General features: G+C 65.2%; 13 protein-coding genes. 2 read left to right on the top strand and 11 right to left on the bottom strand.

Annotation, left to right across the window (positions count from 1 at the left end; translation table 11 throughout):
• The 11 genes from pgi to dksA all read right to left on the bottom strand — a co-directional run.
• Positions 1 to 1,648 (bottom strand): glucose-6-phosphate isomerase (gene pgi / locus E8F12_RS02215; protein ID WP_280323663.1); only part of this gene is annotated, 1,648 nt, incomplete at its 3' end.
• 70 nt (positions 1,649 to 1,718) lie between these two features.
• On the bottom strand, positions 1,719 to 2,099 hold the full coding sequence (gene panD, locus E8F12_RS02220; RefSeq protein ID WP_028630028.1) for an aspartate 1-decarboxylase: 381 nt from the start codon (positions 2,097 to 2,099) through the stop codon (positions 1,719 to 1,721).
• Positions 2,100 to 2,179: 80 nt separating this feature from the next.
• Positions 2,180 to 3,040, bottom strand: coding sequence for a pantoate--beta-alanine ligase (panC, locus tag E8F12_RS02225; RefSeq protein ID WP_280323665.1), 861 nt, complete (start codon positions 3,038 to 3,040; stop codon positions 2,180 to 2,182).
• Positions 3,037 to 3,837 (bottom strand): 3-methyl-2-oxobutanoate hydroxymethyltransferase, encoded by an 801-nt coding sequence (panB, locus tag E8F12_RS02230; RefSeq protein ID WP_280323667.1) that lies wholly within the window; start codon positions 3,835 to 3,837, stop codon positions 3,037 to 3,039. Before panB ends, panC begins: the two co-directional genes overlap by 4 nt.
• Before the next feature lie 102 nt (positions 3,838 to 3,939).
• On the bottom strand, positions 3,940 to 4,440 hold the full coding sequence (gene folK / locus E8F12_RS02235; RefSeq protein ID WP_280323669.1) for a 2-amino-4-hydroxy-6-hydroxymethyldihydropteridine diphosphokinase: 501 nt from the start codon (positions 4,438 to 4,440) through the stop codon (positions 3,940 to 3,942).
• Between the two features lie 2 nt (positions 4,441 to 4,442).
• Positions 4,443 to 5,846: a polynucleotide adenylyltransferase PcnB gene (locus tag E8F12_RS02240; protein ID WP_280323670.1), complete on the bottom strand. Its 1,404-nt coding sequence runs from the start codon at positions 5,844 to 5,846 to the stop codon at positions 4,443 to 4,445.
• A 680-nt stretch (positions 5,847 to 6,526) separates the two neighbouring features.
• Complete coding sequence (locus E8F12_RS02245) at positions 6,527 to 7,954, bottom strand: sigma-54 dependent transcriptional regulator (protein ID WP_280323671.1); 1,428 nt, start codon at positions 7,952 to 7,954, stop codon at positions 6,527 to 6,529.
• Between the two features lie 22 nt (positions 7,955 to 7,976).
• Complete coding sequence (locus E8F12_RS02250; RefSeq protein ID WP_280323672.1) at positions 7,977 to 10,931, bottom strand: sensor histidine kinase; 2,955 nt, start codon at positions 10,929 to 10,931, stop codon at positions 7,977 to 7,979.
• Entirely contained in the window at positions 10,915 to 11,091 is a 177-nt protein-coding gene (locus tag E8F12_RS02255) for a hypothetical protein (RefSeq protein WP_003095129.1), read from the bottom strand. Before E8F12_RS02255 ends, E8F12_RS02250 begins: the two co-directional genes overlap by 17 nt.
• Before the next feature lie 60 nt (positions 11,092 to 11,151).
• A complete protein-coding gene (gene gluQRS, locus E8F12_RS02260; protein ID WP_280323673.1) occupies positions 11,152 to 12,039 on the bottom strand; it encodes a tRNA glutamyl-Q(34) synthetase GluQRS in 888 nt (295 codons plus the stop codon).
• 57 nt (positions 12,040 to 12,096) lie between these two features.
• Positions 12,097 to 12,540, bottom strand: coding sequence for an RNA polymerase-binding protein DksA (gene dksA / locus E8F12_RS02265; RefSeq protein ID WP_028630036.1), 444 nt, complete (start codon positions 12,538 to 12,540; stop codon positions 12,097 to 12,099).
• A 193-nt stretch (positions 12,541 to 12,733) separates the two neighbouring features.
• Here dksA and E8F12_RS02270 point away from each other — a divergent pair, with 193 nt between their 5' ends.
• Together E8F12_RS02270 and sfsA are read left to right on the top strand one after the other, a co-directional pair.
• Complete coding sequence (locus E8F12_RS02270) at positions 12,734 to 13,909, top strand: pyridoxal phosphate-dependent aminotransferase (protein ID WP_280323674.1); 1,176 nt, start codon at positions 12,734 to 12,736, stop codon at positions 13,907 to 13,909.
• Positions 13,906 to 14,613 carry a DNA/RNA nuclease SfsA gene (gene sfsA / locus E8F12_RS02275; protein WP_280323675.1) on the top strand — a complete coding sequence of 236 codons (708 nt, stop codon included), beginning with the start codon at positions 13,906 to 13,908 and terminating at the stop codon, positions 14,611 to 14,613. Before E8F12_RS02270 ends, sfsA begins: the two co-directional genes overlap by 4 nt.
• Position 14,614 lies beyond the last annotated feature (1 nt).

A 14,614-nucleotide genomic window follows, 5' to 3' on the forward strand; every position in this document is an offset into this window, starting at 1 on the left:
CGCGGAAGAAGTCGATCAGGCCCTGGGTCGAACCATCCTCGGCCGTGCTTTCCTCCTGGCCGGTCAGGCGCGAATAGACGCCCTTGCCCAGCTCCTTGCCCAGTTCCACGCCCCACTGGTCGAAGGCGTTGATGCCCCAGAGCACGCTCTGCACATAGACCTTGTGCTCGTACATGGCGATCAGCGCGCCCAGGCGGCGCGGGCTGATGCGTTCCATCACCAGGGTGTTGCTCGGGCGGTTGCCCGGCACCACCTTGTGCGGCGCCAGGCGCTGCACCTCGGCCTCCGCCAGGCCCTGGGCGCGCAGTTCGGCCTCGGCTTCGGCGCGGGACTTGCCGAGCATCAGCGCCTGGCTCTGCGACAGGCAGTTGGCGAACAGCCACTGGTGGTGGTCGGCCACCGGGTTGTAGCTGGACACCGGCACGATGAAGTCGGCGGGGATCAGCTGGGTGCCCTGGTGCAGCAACTGGTGGTAGGCGTGCTGGCCGTTGCAGCCGACGCCGCCCCAGATCACCGGGCCGGTGCCGGCGCTGACCGGTGTGCCGTCCTGGCGCACGCTCTTGCCGTTGGACTCCATGTCCAGTTGCTGCAGGTGGTCGGTGAAGTTCCGCAGGTAGTAGTCGTAGGGCAGGATCGCGTGGCTGCGCGCGCCCCAGAAGTCGCCGTACCAGACGCCGAGCAGGCCGAGGATCACCGGGATGTTGCGCTCGAACGGCGTGTCCTGGAAATGCTGGTCCATGCTGTAGGCGCCGGACAGCAGCTCCTTGAAGTTGGAGATGCCGATGGACATGGCGATCGGCAGGCCGATGGCCGACCACAGTGAGTAGCGGCCGCCGACCCAGTCCCACATGGGGAAGATGTTCTCTTCGCGGATGCCGAAGGCCACCGCCGCTTCGCGGTTCGAGGAGACGGCGATGAAGTGGCGGTACAGCTCTTCCTCGCTGCCGCCCTGGGCCAGGTACCAGGCGCGCGCGGCCTGGGCGTTCTTCAGGGTTTCCAGGGTGCCGAAGGACTTGCTGGAGACGATGAACAGGGTGGTCTCGGCATTCAGCCGGCAGGCCAGCTCGCGGAACTCGCTGCCGTCGATATTGGCCAGGTAGTGGCAGCGCACGCCCTTCTGGGCGAACGGCAGCAGGGCTTCGGAAACCAGCTGCGGGCCGAGGAAGGAGCCGCCGATGCCGATATTGACCACGTCGGTGATCGGCCGCTCGGTGTAGCCGCGCCACAGACCGTTGTGCACATGGCCCACCAGCTCGGTCATCCGGTGCAGCACACGGTGCACCTCGGGCATCACGTCGACGCCTTCGACCTGGACCTTGTCGCCGATCGGCCGGCGCAGGGCGGTGTGCAGCACCGGGCGGCGCTCGGACGTGTTGATCACCTCGCCGCGGAACATCGCCTTGATGGCATCGTCCAGCCGCGCTTCCTCGGCCAGCCTGACCAACAGGGCCAGGCTGTCGGCGCGGATCAGGTTCTTCGAGAAGTCCAGCAGCAGGCCGCAGGCGTTGAGGCTGAAGTGCTGGAAGCGCTCGGGGTCGTCGGCGAAGGCCTGGCGCAGGCTGAATCCGTTCAGATCCTGGCGGTGGCGTTGCAGGGCGGTCCAGCTGGGTAGTTGGGTGACATCTAGCGGCGTCAGGTGGTGATCCATGGCGTACCTGTGTGCGACTTATGAAAAAGCCCGGAACTATCCGGGCTTCGGGTCAAGAGGCAATCCGGCCTCAGGCGACCTGTACCGGAATCGCGTTGCTGGTGTGGCTGAGTTCGTTGCCCGGAGCCATGTACAGCATACGCGGTTTGAAATTGGCGAGTTCGGCCTCGCTGTAGTGGGCGTAGGCGCAGATGATCACGCGGTCGCCTACCTTGGCCTTGTGCGCCGCGGCGCCGTTCACCGAAATCATCCGCGAGCCGTTTTCGGCGCGGATGGCGTAGGTGGTGAAACGCTCGCCGTTGTCGACGTTGTAGATCTGGATCTGCTCGTACTCGCGGATGCCGGAGAGATCCAGCCATTCGCCATCGATGGCGCAGGAACCTTCGTAGTCGAGCACGGCGTGGGTCACTTCGGCGCGGTGCAGTTTGGCCTTGAGCATGATGGCGTGCATGGCATTTCCTCGTCGGGGCGCGGGCGGCGGCTGAGTTTGCCCGAACCCCGGAGGGGGTTCAAGGCTGCCGGGGACAGTGGTCAGGCTTGCGCTTCGAGGTTGAAGGCAAGGTTGTCGATCAGGCGGGTGTTACCCATGAAGGCCGCACCCAGTATTACCAGTTGCTGATCCTGGAGGCCTGCGGGGCGCAGGCTCAGCGCCTCGCGGACTTCCAGGTAATCGGGACGGAAGCCGGCCTTGGTCAGCTCTTCCCGGCCTTCCTGCTCCAGTGCGGTGAAGTCGCGACGGCCCTGGCGGATGGCTCCGGCCAGTTGCTGCAGGGTGCGGTAGAGGGCGGGTGCCACGGCTCGCTGGGCATCGTCCAGGAAACCGTTGCGCGACGACAGCGCCAGGCCGTCCTCGGCGCGGGCGGTGGGCTCGCCGATGATCTGGATCGGCATGTTCAGGTCGCGAACCAGCTTGCGGATCACCGCCAGTTGCTGGAAGTCCTTCTCGCCGAACACCGCGAGATCGGGTTGGACCATGTTGAACAGCTTGCTGACCACGGTGGCGACGCCTTCGAAATGGCCGGGGCGGCTGCCACCGCAGAGGCCTTCGGAGACCAGGGGCACATTGACGCGGGTCTGGCCCTGCATGCCGTCCGGATACATCTCCTCGACGTTCGGGTGGAACAGCAGGTGGCAACCGGCGGCCACCAGCTTCTCCTGGTCGGCGACCAGGGTGCGCGGGTACTTGGCCAGGTCTTCGTTGGGGCCGAACTGCAGCGGGTTGACGAAGATACTGGTGACCACGAAATCGGCACGCTGGCTGGCCTTCCCCACCAGGGCGATGTGCCCGGCGTGGAGGTTGCCCATGGTCGGCACGAAGCCGATGCGCTTGCCTTCGCTACGCGCGCGTGCGACGGCCGCGCGCAGTTCGCGGACGGTCTTGACGGTGTTCATGCGGAGAATCCGTGTTCGGCTGCGGGGAAGGTGACGTCCTTGACGGCATTGACGTAGGCCGCCAGGGCCGCCTGGATACTGCCCTGGCCTTCCATGAAGTTCTTCACGAACTTGGGCGTGCGGCCGGTGAGGGAGAGGCCCAGCATGTCGTGCAGGACCAGCACCTGGCCATCGGTGGCGCTGCCGGCGCCAATGCCGATCACCGGGATCTTCACCGACTGGGTGATTTCGGCGGCCAGCTCGCTGGGCACGCACTCCAGCAGCAGCATGGCTGCGCCGGCCTGCTCCAGGGCCATGGCGTCGGCGCGCAGCTGACGTGCCTGGGCTTCCTGGCGGCCCTGGACCTTGAAGCCGCCGAAGATGTTCACGGCTTGCGGAGTCAGTCCCAGGTGGGCGCAGACCGGGATGCCGCGCTCGGCCAGCAGGCGAATGGGTTCGGCCAGCCAGGCCGCCCCCTCCAGCTTGACCATATGGGCGCCGGCCTGCATCAGGGCGGCGCAATTGGTGAAGGTCTGCTCGAGGCTGGCGTAGGCCATGAACGGCAGGTCGCTGATGATCATCGCGCCCTGGTTACCGCGCTTCACCGCCGCGGTGTGATACGCCATGTCGGCCACGCTGACCGGCAGGGTGCTGTCATGGCCTTGCAGAACCATGCCAAGGGAATCGCCCACCAGCAGCACATCCACGCCGGCCTGGCAGGCAGCCTGGGCGAAAGTGGCATCGTAGGCCGTCAGCATGGCGATTTTCTCGCCCTTCAGCTTGAGCTGTTGCAGGGTGGTCAGGGTCACATCAGGCATGAAAACGTCCTCATCGGCACCGGTTGGCACCGGCACGGGGCAACGGGACGCTTATAGTCCCGATGGGGGGGCATGAAGTCAATTGCAGGTGTTACCGACCTGTTACGGCGTTACCGCCAGGTCGGCCAGGCGTTCCAGGCCTTCGAAGGGGCAGGCGTCCAGCAGGGCCTGCAGCGGACTCCCGTCGGGCAGCTGCAGGTTGCCGGCGATCTCCGCCAGCGGATAGAGCACGAAGGCACGGGCGTGCATGTGGTAGTGCGGGACCTGCAGGCGCGGCTCGTCGATCCGACGCTGACCGAACAGGAGAATGTCCAGGTCGAGGGTGCGTGGGCCCCAGCGCTCATCCTTGCGCACACGGCCCTGGGCCAGTTCGATGGCCTGGAGGGCGTCCAGCAATTGCAGCGGCGCCAGTTCGGTGTCCAGGGCGGCGACGGCGTTGACGTAGCGGGGCTGGTCCGGCGGCCCAAGGGGGTCGCTGGCGTAGAGCGAGGACACTGCCGCCAAGTGGGTCTGCGGCAGCTCGTCCAGTGCCGCGAGAGCGCCGCGCAATTGGCTGACGGGCTCGGCGAGATTGCTGCCGAGGCCGATGAAGACGCGTTCCATGATCAGTCGCTCGAGGTGCCGGGGGCGCCTTCGCTGCGCGGGCCTCGGCGACGACGGCCGCCACCGCGGCGGCGTCGCTGGCCGGCGGGTTGGTCGTCCTTGTTGCTCAGCTCACGGATCATGTTGCGGCGCTGGCTGTCACTGGCGTCCTGGTAGTCGGTCCACCAGTCGCCCAGGCCATCGGTCTGTTCACCGGCGCTTTCGCGCAGCAGGAGGAAGTCGTAGCCGGCGCGGAACCGCGGATTCTCCAGCAGCAGGTCGGCGCGCTTGCCGCTGCGGCGGGGTAGGCGTTCCTGCATGTCCCAGATCTCGCGGATCGGGATGCTGAAACGCTTCGGAATGGCGGTGCGCTGGACCTGTTCCATGATCAGGCCGTGGGCGGCTTCCTGCATGGCCGGAATAGGCGCCATGCCGCGTTCCTGGAGCTGCGCAGCGCGTGCGGGCATGGCCGGCCACAACAGGGCGGCGAAGAGGAACGCGGGGGTGACCGGCTTGCCCTGGTGGATGCGCTGGTCGGTGTTGGCCAGGGCCTGGCGGATCAGGCGTCCGGTGTATTCGGGGTCACGTTCCAGGGCTGCGGCGCTGGCCGGGAACAGCGGTGCGAAGAGGTCATATTCCACCAGCAGCTCGAAGGTACGTTCGGCTTTTCCGCCGAGGAACAACTTGAGCACTTCGTCGAACAGGCGCGCCGAGGGAATCTCGCGCAGCATGGGGGCGAGGCGGCGAATGGGCGCGGCGCTGTGTTTCTCGATCTCGAAGCCCAGCTTGGCGGCGAAACGCGCGGCGCGGAGCATGCGCACAGGGTCTTCCTGGTAGCGCTGCTCGGGGATGCCGATCAGGCGCACCAGGCGATTGCGGATGTCGTGCACGCCGTGGGCGTAGTCGAGGATGCGCTCGGTGGTCGGGTCGTAATACAGCGCATTGATGGTGAAGTCGCGGCGCTGGGCGTCATCTTCCAGGCTGCCGTAGACGTTGTCGCGCAGAATGCGACCGCTTTCGTTGCTCGATGCCTGGTTGCTGTCTTCTTCGTCCTCGCCTTGCGCGTGATGGGCGCGGAAGGTGGCGACTTCGATGATCTCCCGGCCGAACTGCACATGGGCCAGCTTGAAGCGGCGGCCAATCACCCGGGCGTTACGGAATTCGGCGCGGACTTGTTCCGGGGTGGCGTTGGTGGCCACATCGAAGTCCTTGGGGCGCAGGTTCAACAGCAGGTCGCGGACACATCCGCCCACCAGGTAGGCCTGGTAGCCGGCCTTCTGCAGGCGCTCGACCACCATGACGGCGTTGCGGCTGATGTCCGCGCGGCGCAGCGAATGCTGATTGTTGCCCAGTACTTCGGGAGTGCTGCGCGGATGCTGGGCGCGGCGAAGGGGAGAACGGAAAGACTGGAACAGCTTCTTCAGCATGGGATGCACTGTTTTGCGGAATGGACGGCCAGAAAAGGATATGGGCGCACGATGGCCGCGGATTCTAGCACTGGGAGGGGGGATGGTGAAGGAAAGGGCTGACAGGTGTCAAAGCTACTGGGGGAGCCGAAGCTCCCCCCCAAATTGGTGCGTGCTTTGTTTTTATTGTTTCGGGCTTGGTGTTCTTGTTGTTCGACCCGATCCAGCAAGCATGTAGCTCCTGGAAATGCCCTCCATACGAGGGGTAATAGCAAACGGATTTGTTTGGACGCTGATGGTGCCATGATCATTCCGTGACCCAACCAGTACGGGTGCTGCCTGTGGGCAGTTTTATTGTTCTCGGTCTGGTTGTGGGGCGAGCCCCAAAGGCAACTCCTCTCCAAAAGAATCAGTTAGCTGCGCCTCCGCTGTCTTGTTTTTGTTGTGCTGGAGTCGATACGTCTTGTTTTTATTGTGGGGTTCAGCGTTTGTTATTGTTGTTGTGCCGTAGATAAAGCAGATGCCGTGCCAACTTTTACGATTCCTTGTAAATCAATGACTTGCGTGGGTGCCTGGTAAAGCTGTGGGCAAAAAAAAGCCGGGTTTTCGTTACCTTTAGACCCGGCTTTGTTACGTGATGTTAGGTGGGGTAACAGCGCGGGGAACTGGAGTGTTCCCGGGTTGTCACCCCGGTCGGCCGCTCAAGGACCGGCAGCAGCGCCCGATTTGCGGCGCGGGATACCCAGGCGTTGACGGCGCTCCCACAGGCATTTGCGGCTGATGCCCAGCTTGCGGGCCAGCTCGGTCTCGGTCATGTGGTCCTGGTGCTCCAGCACGAAGTGCTGGAAGTAGTCTTCCAGGGACAGGTCCTCGGTCGGCTCGTGCGCGGTGTTGTTGGCCTGTGCGAGGGGTGCGGCTTCGTTGAAGTCCTCGTCTTCCAGGTCGTCCAGCTCGATGTCGATACCCAGCAGGTCCGCCGAGATGTCGGGGCTCTCGCAGAGAATCACCGCGCGCTCGATGGCGTTCTCCAGTTCACGCACGTTGCCCGGCCAGCTGTAATGGCGGATCGCCTGTTCGGCATCGGTGGCGAAGCGCAGGCCCTCGCGCCCCATCTGCGCGCATTGCCGCGCCAGGAAGGAGCGCGCGATCTCGAGCACGTCGTTACCGCGCTCGCGCAGGGCGGGGAGTTTCAGCGAGATTACGTGCAGGCGGTAATACAGGTCCTCGCGGAACTGGCCGGTCTTGGCCAGGGTCTTGAGGTCGCGGTGGGTCGCAGCGATCAGGCGCACATCGACTTTCTGCGATTGCACCGAACCCACGCGGCGGATCTCGCCTTCCTGCAGCACCCGCAGCAGTCGCGCCTGGGCCTCCAGCGGCAGTTCGCCGATCTCGTCGAGGAACAGGGTACCGCCATCGGCCGCTTCCACCAGGCCGGCGCGGCCGGCGGAGGCGCCGGTGAAGGCGCCTTTCTCGTGGCCGAAGAGTTCGGATTCGATCAGGGTTTCCGGGATAGCTGCGCAGTTGACCGAGATCAGCGGCGCCTTGGCACGGCGGGATAGGTTGTGCAGGGCGCGCGCAACCAGCTCCTTGCCGGTGCCGGATTCGCCCTGGATCAACACGGTGGAGTCGGTTGGGGAGACCTTGCGGATCTTGCTGTAGAGCTCGAGCATCGGCGGGCAGGAACCGATGATCCCGATCTCGCCGTCGGCGTTGCTTGCTGCTGCCTTGTCGCCGCCGCGGCTGGTGCTGGGGCGTTCGCTCGGGGCCGACCTGGCCTCCTGGCGTTCCTTGAGGATGCGCGCGACGGCCTGGAGCATTTCATCGTGATCGAAGGGTTTGGCGATGTAGTCGACCGCGCCCATCTTCATCGAGTCCACCGCCGAGCGTAGGCTGGCGTAGCTGGTCATGATCAGCACCGGGGTGCCCTGGGCCAGCTTGATCAGTTCGGTTCCGGGGGCGCCTGGCAGGCGAAGGTCGCTGACGATCAGATCGAAGCCCGGAATGCTATAGCGCTCCTGAGCCTCCTGTACGGAACCTGCCTCGCTGACCTGGTACTGGTTACGTTCCAGCAGGCGTCGCAAGGCAGAGCGAATGATGGTTTCGTCTTCGACGATCAGAATGTGCGGCATTAATTCGGCTCTCTAGACGGTCTCAGCTCACGGCGGATGTCGCTTCGACAAAACGAGGCAGCGTCACCCTGATTCGGGTGCCGCGCTGGTGCTCGGAGTCGGCCGGGCTTTCGATGGTTATCTGTCCATAATGCTCTTCCACGATCGAATAGACCAGTGCAAGGCCAAGGCCGGTCCCTTTCCCTGGGTCCTTGGTGGTGAAGAACGGTTCGAACAACCGGTCCATGATCGCCTTCGGAATACCACTGCCCTCGTCTTCGACGATGAGGTCCACGGTGTGCTCCGAGGCTTCGCTGCGTACGCGGATGTCGCTACCCACAGGGGAGGCGTCGCGGGCGTTCGACAGCAGGTTGATCAGCACTTGGGCGAGGCGCTGCGGGTCGCCCTCGGCTATGTGGCGCGGATCGCAGAGGTTGAAGAAGTTCACTTCGACGCTGCGCTTGTTCAGCGACAGCAGGCCGATGGCGTCCTGGGTCACCTCGGCCAGGCATACCGGTTCGCTGGCCTGTTGGCGGCCGCCGGCGTGGGCGAAGGACATCAGCGACTGGACGATGCGCGAGACGCGCTTGGTCTGTTCGAGGATCTGGCTGCTGATCTCCTTCAGCTCGCCGTCGCCTTCCCTCTCTTCGCGCAGGTTCTGCGCCAGGCAGGCGATGCCGGTGATGGGGTTGCCGATCTCGTGGGCGACGCCGGCGGCCAGGCGGCCGATGGAGGCCAGGCGCTCGGAGTGCACCAGCTTGTCTTCCAGCAACTGGGTATCGGTGACGTCCTCGACCAGTAGCACCAGGCCACTGCTGCCCGGCGCCAGGGGTTCCTCGATCGCCGCCTTGTGCAGGTTCAACGAGCGGGCCTGGCCCTCCAGGGTCAGGCGTTGCTTGTGCAGGTGCTCGTCAGGCAGGTTGATGAAGCCTTCCAGCAGACTTTTCCAGGGTTCGGCGATGGTGGACAGGCGCGAGCCCACTACCCGTTGCGCGGGGATTTCGGTCAGCTCCTCCATGGCGCGGTTCCACATGAGGATCTCCTGGTCCTTGGCCAGGGAGCAGACGCCCATGGGCAGCTCTTGCAGGGTCTGTCGGTGATAACGGCGCAGGGCATCGAGCTCGGCGGCGAGGCCGGTGAGGCGCGAGTGGTAGTCCTCCAGCCGGCTTTCGATGAAGTGGATGTCCTCGGTGACGTAGCTCTCACTGCCGGACTTGTAGGGCAGGAAGGTTTCCACCATGTCCTGGGCCACGCTCGGGCCCATCAGGCCGGAGAGGTTGGCCTCGATCCGGTCGCGCAGGCGGCGAAGGGCGTACGGGCGGCGCTCGTCGAAGGGCAGGTGCAGGTCGCGCAGCGCCTGTTCCACTTCCTTCTGCGCGGTCTTGGCGCCCAGGGGCTTGGCCAGTTGGGTGGCGAACTCCTGGGGCGATCCGGCCACCAGCTCGCGGCGTTGCGGCCGGCGTACGTTGTCAACGGTGCACGCTTCGGCTGCGCTGCGCTCTTCCGGGCTGGCTTCGGTGAAGAGCGATATCAGGGTGAAGATCAGCACGTTGGCCGCCAGGGAGGCGATGGCCGCGATGTGCCAGCTGGTGTCGTCCAGCACGTAGATGGCGTTGAACAGCGGCAGGTAGATGCCCTGCAGGTTGCCGATCAGGGGCAGCAGCATGCTGAACAGCCAGACCCCGAAGCCGGCCAGCAGGCCGGCGATGAAGCCGCGGCGATTGGCGGTCGGCCAGTAGAGAACGGAAAGCGCACCGGGGAGGAACTGCAGGGTGGCGACGAAGGCGACTATGCCGAGGTTGGAGAGGTCCTGCTCGGCACCCAGCAGCAGGTAGAAGCCGTAGCCGGCCATGATGATGGCGGCGATCAGGGCGCGGCGGGTCCACTTCAACCAGCGGTAGATGTTGCCCTCGGCCGGCGGTTGGTAGAGCGGCAGCACCAGGTGGTTGAGGGCCATGCCGGAGAGGGCCAGTGTCACCACGATGATCAGTCCACTGGCGGCGGAGAGGCCGCCGACGTAGGCAAGCAGCGCCAGTGCGGGATTGTCCACCGCTATGCCGAGGCCCAGGGTGAAGTATTCCGGGTTGGTAGTGGCGCCCAGCCTGAGTCCGGCCCAGAGGATCAACGGGATGGCCAGGCTCATCAGCAGCAGGAACAACGGCAGGCCCCAGCTGGCGCTGACCATGGCGCGCGGGTTGAGGTTCTCGGTGAAGGTCATGTGGTACATGTGCGGCATGACGATCGCCGAGGCGAAGAACACCAGCAGCAGGGTGCGCCAGGGGCCCTCCTGCAACGGGGTGTGCAGGGTGGAGAGCGCTGCCTGGTTCTGCAGCAGCCAGAGTTCCAGTTCGCGGGGGCCGCCGAACACCCCGTACAGGGCGTAGAGACCGATGCCGCCCAGGGCGACCAGCTTGACTACCGACTCGAAGGCGATGGCGAACACCAGCCCGGCGTGTTTCTCGCGCGTGGCGATGTGGCGTGCGCCGAAGAGGATGGTGAACAGGGTGATCAGGGCGCAGAAGCCCAGGGCCACGCGGTTGTGCACCGGTTCGCGGGTGAGGATGCCGATGGAGTCGGCCACTGCCTGGATCTGCAGGGCCAGCAGCGGCAGCACGCCGATCAGCATGATCACCGTGGTCAGGGCACCGGCCCAGGTGCTGCGGAAGCGGAAGGCGAAGAGGTCGGCCAGAGACGCCAGCTGGTAGGTGCGGGTGATGCGCAGTATGGGGTAGAGCAGCACCGGCGCCAGCAGGAAGGCGCCGGAGACGCCCAAGTAGCTGGCGAGGAAACCGTAGCCGTACTGATAGGCCAGGCCGACCGTGCCGTAGAAGGCCCACGCGCTGGCGTAGACGCCCAGGGACAGGGTGTAGGTCAGCGGATGGCGGATGATCCAGCGCGGCACGAAGCCCCGGTCACTGAGCCAGGCCACGCTGAACAAGGCCAGGAGGTAGGCGGCGCTGATCAGCAGCAGTTGGGTGAGGCTAAAGCTCATCAGCATCGCGTTGACTCTGCAGGATGAAGGTCACCACGATCAGGATCAGCCACAGCAGGTAAGGTCGGTACCAGGCGCCATTGGGGTCGATCCACCAATCCATGATGGCGGGGGAGAACAGGTAGATCCCCACTACCAGGAGCAGGACCAGTCGATAGATATACATGCCACATTTCTCGTCGTGTCTGCGGCGATGGTAGCGAATGCCCCGTCGTGCCGCGAGTGGCTAGCGCAGCTGCGCTTCGGCCTGGGTGCGACAATGCGGGATGCGTTCGGCATCCCAGTGGGCGATGCCCCAGTCCAGCACTTCGCGGGGACGGTAGCCGGCGAGCTCCGCCGGAGGCTCCTGGCCCAGGGCGCGCAGTGCGCGTGCCAGCAGCGGTCCGGCGCTGTCGGCAGGTAGCGGTGGGGAGCGGTAGGACTTGCCCAGCTTGTGGCCGTCCGGCTGGATGATCAGTGGCACATGCAGGTAGCGCGGCTGCGAAAATCCCAGCAGTTCCTGCAGGTAGAACTGGCGCGGAGTCGAATCCAGCAGGTCGGCGCCGCGCACCACATGGGTGACGCCCTGCCAGGCGTCGTCCAGCACCACCGCCAGCTGGTAGGCGTAGAGGCCGTCGCGGCGGCGGATGACGAAGTCGCCCACTTCCCGGCCCAGATGCTGGCGGTATTCACCCTGCACACGGTCGACGAACTGATACTGCAGTTCGGGGACGCGAATGCGGATGGCGGCATCCTGTTGCGGGTGCTGGGCATTGCGGCAATAGCCCGGGTAGACGCCCTGGTGGCCTTCCAGCTGCTTGCGCGAACAGGTGCAGGCATAGGCCAGGCCCATGCTGAAGAGGTGGTCTATTACCTCGTCGTAGGCGTCATGGCGCTCGCTCTGTCGAACCATTTCGCCATCCCACTCGAAGCCGTAGCTTTCCAACGTGCCGAGGATCGCCGCCTGGGCGCCTTCGACCTCGCGCGGCGGGTCCAGGTCTTCCATGCGCAGCAGCCAGCGACCGCCGACAGCGCGGGCGTCCAGGTAAGAGGCGAGGGCAGCAACCAGCGAGCCGAAATGCAGATAGCCGCTAGGCGTGGGGGCGAAGCGCCCGATATAGAGAGGAGACGTCATGGGGCCGGGCGCTATCGCTATAAAGCAACGGGGCGCCTTTGGCGCCCCGTTTCGGCATCAGGAGCCGAGTTGCTTTTCCTTGATTTCCGCCAGGGTCTTGCAGTCGATGCAGAGGGTAGCGGTGGGGCGGGCTTCCAGGCGGCGGATGCCGATCTCGACGCCACAGGAATCGCACCAGCCGTAATCGTTGTCTTCGATCAGCTGGAGGGTCTCGTCGATTTTCTTGATCAGCTTGCGCTCGCGGTCGCGTGCACGCAGTTCCAGGCTGAACTCTTCTTCCTGGCTGGCGCGGTCGGCCGGGTCGGGGAAGTTGGCGGCTTCGTCCTGCATGTGGTGCACGGTACGATCCACCTCTTCCATCAACTCCTGCTTCCACTTGTTGAGGATGTTGGTGAAGTGAGCGCGCATGCGGTCGCTCATGTACTCCTCGCCCTTGGTTTCTTGGTAGGGCACGAAGCCACGAATCAACTGGCTGTTCTGTTGTTTTGCATTGGTGGGCATGGATGGCCGCCTCTCACTTTCTTAATCCATTGCGCAGGATTATGGTCCATCGCCGGCGGTGCCGGCCCTGCGGCTGCAAGCGGGCGAACTTACCAGATCAAATCCGGGTGCGCCACTCCCCGATGTCAAGCATGCTGCAGCGTCCAGGGACCATTGGGTAGAATCCTCTCTTTGCCTTAATAAAGGAAGGCCAATGGCTCAGTCCTACAGTGCGCGCAGCCGCGCCATCGAACCCTTCCACGTCATGGCCCTGCTGGCCCGTGCCAACGAACTCCAGGCGGCGGGTCACGACGTGATCCACCTCGAGATCGGCGAACCGGACTTCGGTACTGCCGAGCCCATCGTCCAGGCCGGGCAGGCAGCCCTGGCCGCCGGGCATACCCGTTACACCGCCGCTCGCGGGTTGCCGCAGTTGCGCGAAGCCATTGCCGGCTTCTATGCATCGCGCTATCGGTTGAACATAGACCCAGAACGCATTCTCATCACCCCCGGAGGCTCCGGAGCGCTGCTCCTGGCCAGCAGCCTGCTGGTGGATCCGGGTCGGCACTGGCTGCTGGCCGACCCCGGCTACCCCTGCAACCGGCACTTCCTGCGCCTGGTGGAAGGCGGCGCGCAACTGGTGCCAGTGGGCCCGGAGACGCGTTATCAACTGACCCCGCAACTGGTCGAGCGGCACTGGGATGCCGACAGCGTGGGCGCCCTGGTCGCGTCCCCGGCCAATCCCACCGGCACCGTGCTGCACGCCGACGAGTTGGCGGCCCTGTCGCAGACCCTCAAGGCTCGCGGCGGCCATCTGGTGGTGGACGAGATCTACCATGGCCTCACCTACGGCATGGATGCCAGCAGCGTGCTGGAAGTGGACGACGATGCCTTTGTGCTGAACAGTTTTTCCAAGTATTTCGGCATGACCGGCTGGCGCCTTGGCTGGCTGGTGGCACCGCCGGATGCAGTGCCCGAACTGGAGAAGCTGGCGCAGAACCTCTACATCAGCGCGCCCTCGATGGCCCAGTACGCGGCGCTGGCCTGCTTCCAGCCGCAGACGCTGGAGATCCTCGAGCAGCGCCGCGGCGAGTTCGCCCGCCGCCGTGACTACCTGCTGCCGGCCCTGCGCGAACTGGGCTTCGGCATCGCCGTTGAGCCGGAAGGCGCCTTCTATCTTTATGCGGATATCTCCGCCTTCGGCGGCGACGCCTATGCCTTCTGCCGCCATTTCATCGAGACCGAGCACCTGGCGTTCACTCCCGGGCTGGACTTCGGCCGCAACCAGGCGGGCCAGCATGTGCGCTTCGCCTACACCCAGAGCCTGCCGCGCCTGGAAGAGGCGGTGCAGCGCCTGGCCCGTGGCCTGAAGAGTTGGGCGGGGCAATGAGATTCGCCCCGGCCCTGGAGGAGGGCAGGCTGCTGCGGCGTTACAAGCGCTTCCTCGCAGATATCGAGACCACCCACGGCGAGCTGCTGACCATCCACTGCCCCAATACCGGCTCGATGCTGAACTGCATGAGTGAAGGTTGCCGGGTCTGGTTCAGTCGCTCCAACGACCCGAAGCGCAAGCTGCCCGGCACGTGGGAAATCGCCGAGACGCCCCAGGGCCGCCTGGCCTGCGTGAACACCGCCCGCGCCAATGCCCTGGTGGAGGAGGCGTTGCAGGCGGGTGTCATCGCCGAACTGGCAGGCTTCGACGCCTTAAAACGAGAAGTGGCCTACGGGCTGGAGAACAGCCGCGCCGACTTCCGTCTGGATTTCCCGGCCGGTCCGGCCTTCGTCGAAGTGAAGAGTGTGACCCTGGGCTTCGACGGAACGCCGGTGGCCGCCTTCCCCGACGCCGTCACCCAGCGCGGCAGCAAGCACCTGCGCGAGCTGGCCGCCCTGGCGCGCCAGGGCATGCGGGCGGTGCAGCTGTACTGCGTGAACCTTTCCGGTATCGAGGCGGTGCGTGCGGCCGACGAGATCGACCCGGCCTACGCAGCAACCTTGCGCGAAGCGGTTGCCGCCGGGGTCGAAGTGCTGGCCTACGGCGTGGAGCTGACGCCTGACGAGGTCCGCGTCTGTCGTCGCCTCGATGTGAGGCACTGAG

The sequence above is a fragment of the Pseudomonas sp. BN102 genome (genome assembly GCF_029871245.1).
Lineage (GTDB): Bacteria > Pseudomonadota > Gammaproteobacteria > Pseudomonadales > Pseudomonadaceae > Metapseudomonas.

Bases quoted from the DNA above. Each gene is read 5' to 3' on its own strand.
- E8F12_RS02255 (WP_003095129.1), bottom strand. From the start codon at position 11,091: ATGTATATCTATCGACTGGTCCTGCTCCTGGTAGTGGGGATCTACCTG.
- E8F12_RS02245 (WP_280323671.1), bottom strand. From the start codon at position 7,954: ATGCCGCACATTCTGATCGTCGAAGACGAAACCATCATTCGCTCTGCC.
- gluQRS (WP_280323673.1), bottom strand. From the start codon at position 12,039: ATGACGTCTCCTCTCTATATCGGGCGCTTCGCCCCCACGCCTAGCGGC.
- E8F12_RS02250 (WP_280323672.1), bottom strand. From the start codon at position 10,931: ATGCTGATGAGCTTTAGCCTCACCCAACTGCTGCTGATCAGCGCCGCC.
- E8F12_RS02270 (WP_280323674.1), top strand. From the start codon at position 12,734: ATGGCTCAGTCCTACAGTGCGCGCAGCCGCGCCATCGAACCCTTCCAC.
- panB (WP_280323667.1), bottom strand. From the start codon at position 3,837: ATGCCTGATGTGACCCTGACCACCCTGCAACAGCTCAAGCTGAAGGGC.
- E8F12_RS02240 (WP_280323670.1), bottom strand. From the start codon at position 5,846: ATGCTGAAGAAGCTGTTCCAGTCTTTCCGTTCTCCCCTTCGCCGCGCC.
- panC (WP_280323665.1), bottom strand. From the start codon at position 3,040: ATGAACACCGTCAAGACCGTCCGCGAACTGCGCGCGGCCGTCGCACGC.
- panD (WP_028630028.1), bottom strand. From the start codon at position 2,099: ATGCACGCCATCATGCTCAAGGCCAAACTGCACCGCGCCGAAGTGACC.
- sfsA (WP_280323675.1), top strand. From the start codon at position 13,906: ATGAGATTCGCCCCGGCCCTGGAGGAGGGCAGGCTGCTGCGGCGTTAC.
- folK (WP_280323669.1), bottom strand. From the start codon at position 4,440: ATGGAACGCGTCTTCATCGGCCTCGGCAGCAATCTCGCCGAGCCCGTC.
- dksA (WP_028630036.1), bottom strand. From the start codon at position 12,540: ATGCCCACCAATGCAAAACAACAGAACAGCCAGTTGATTCGTGGCTTC.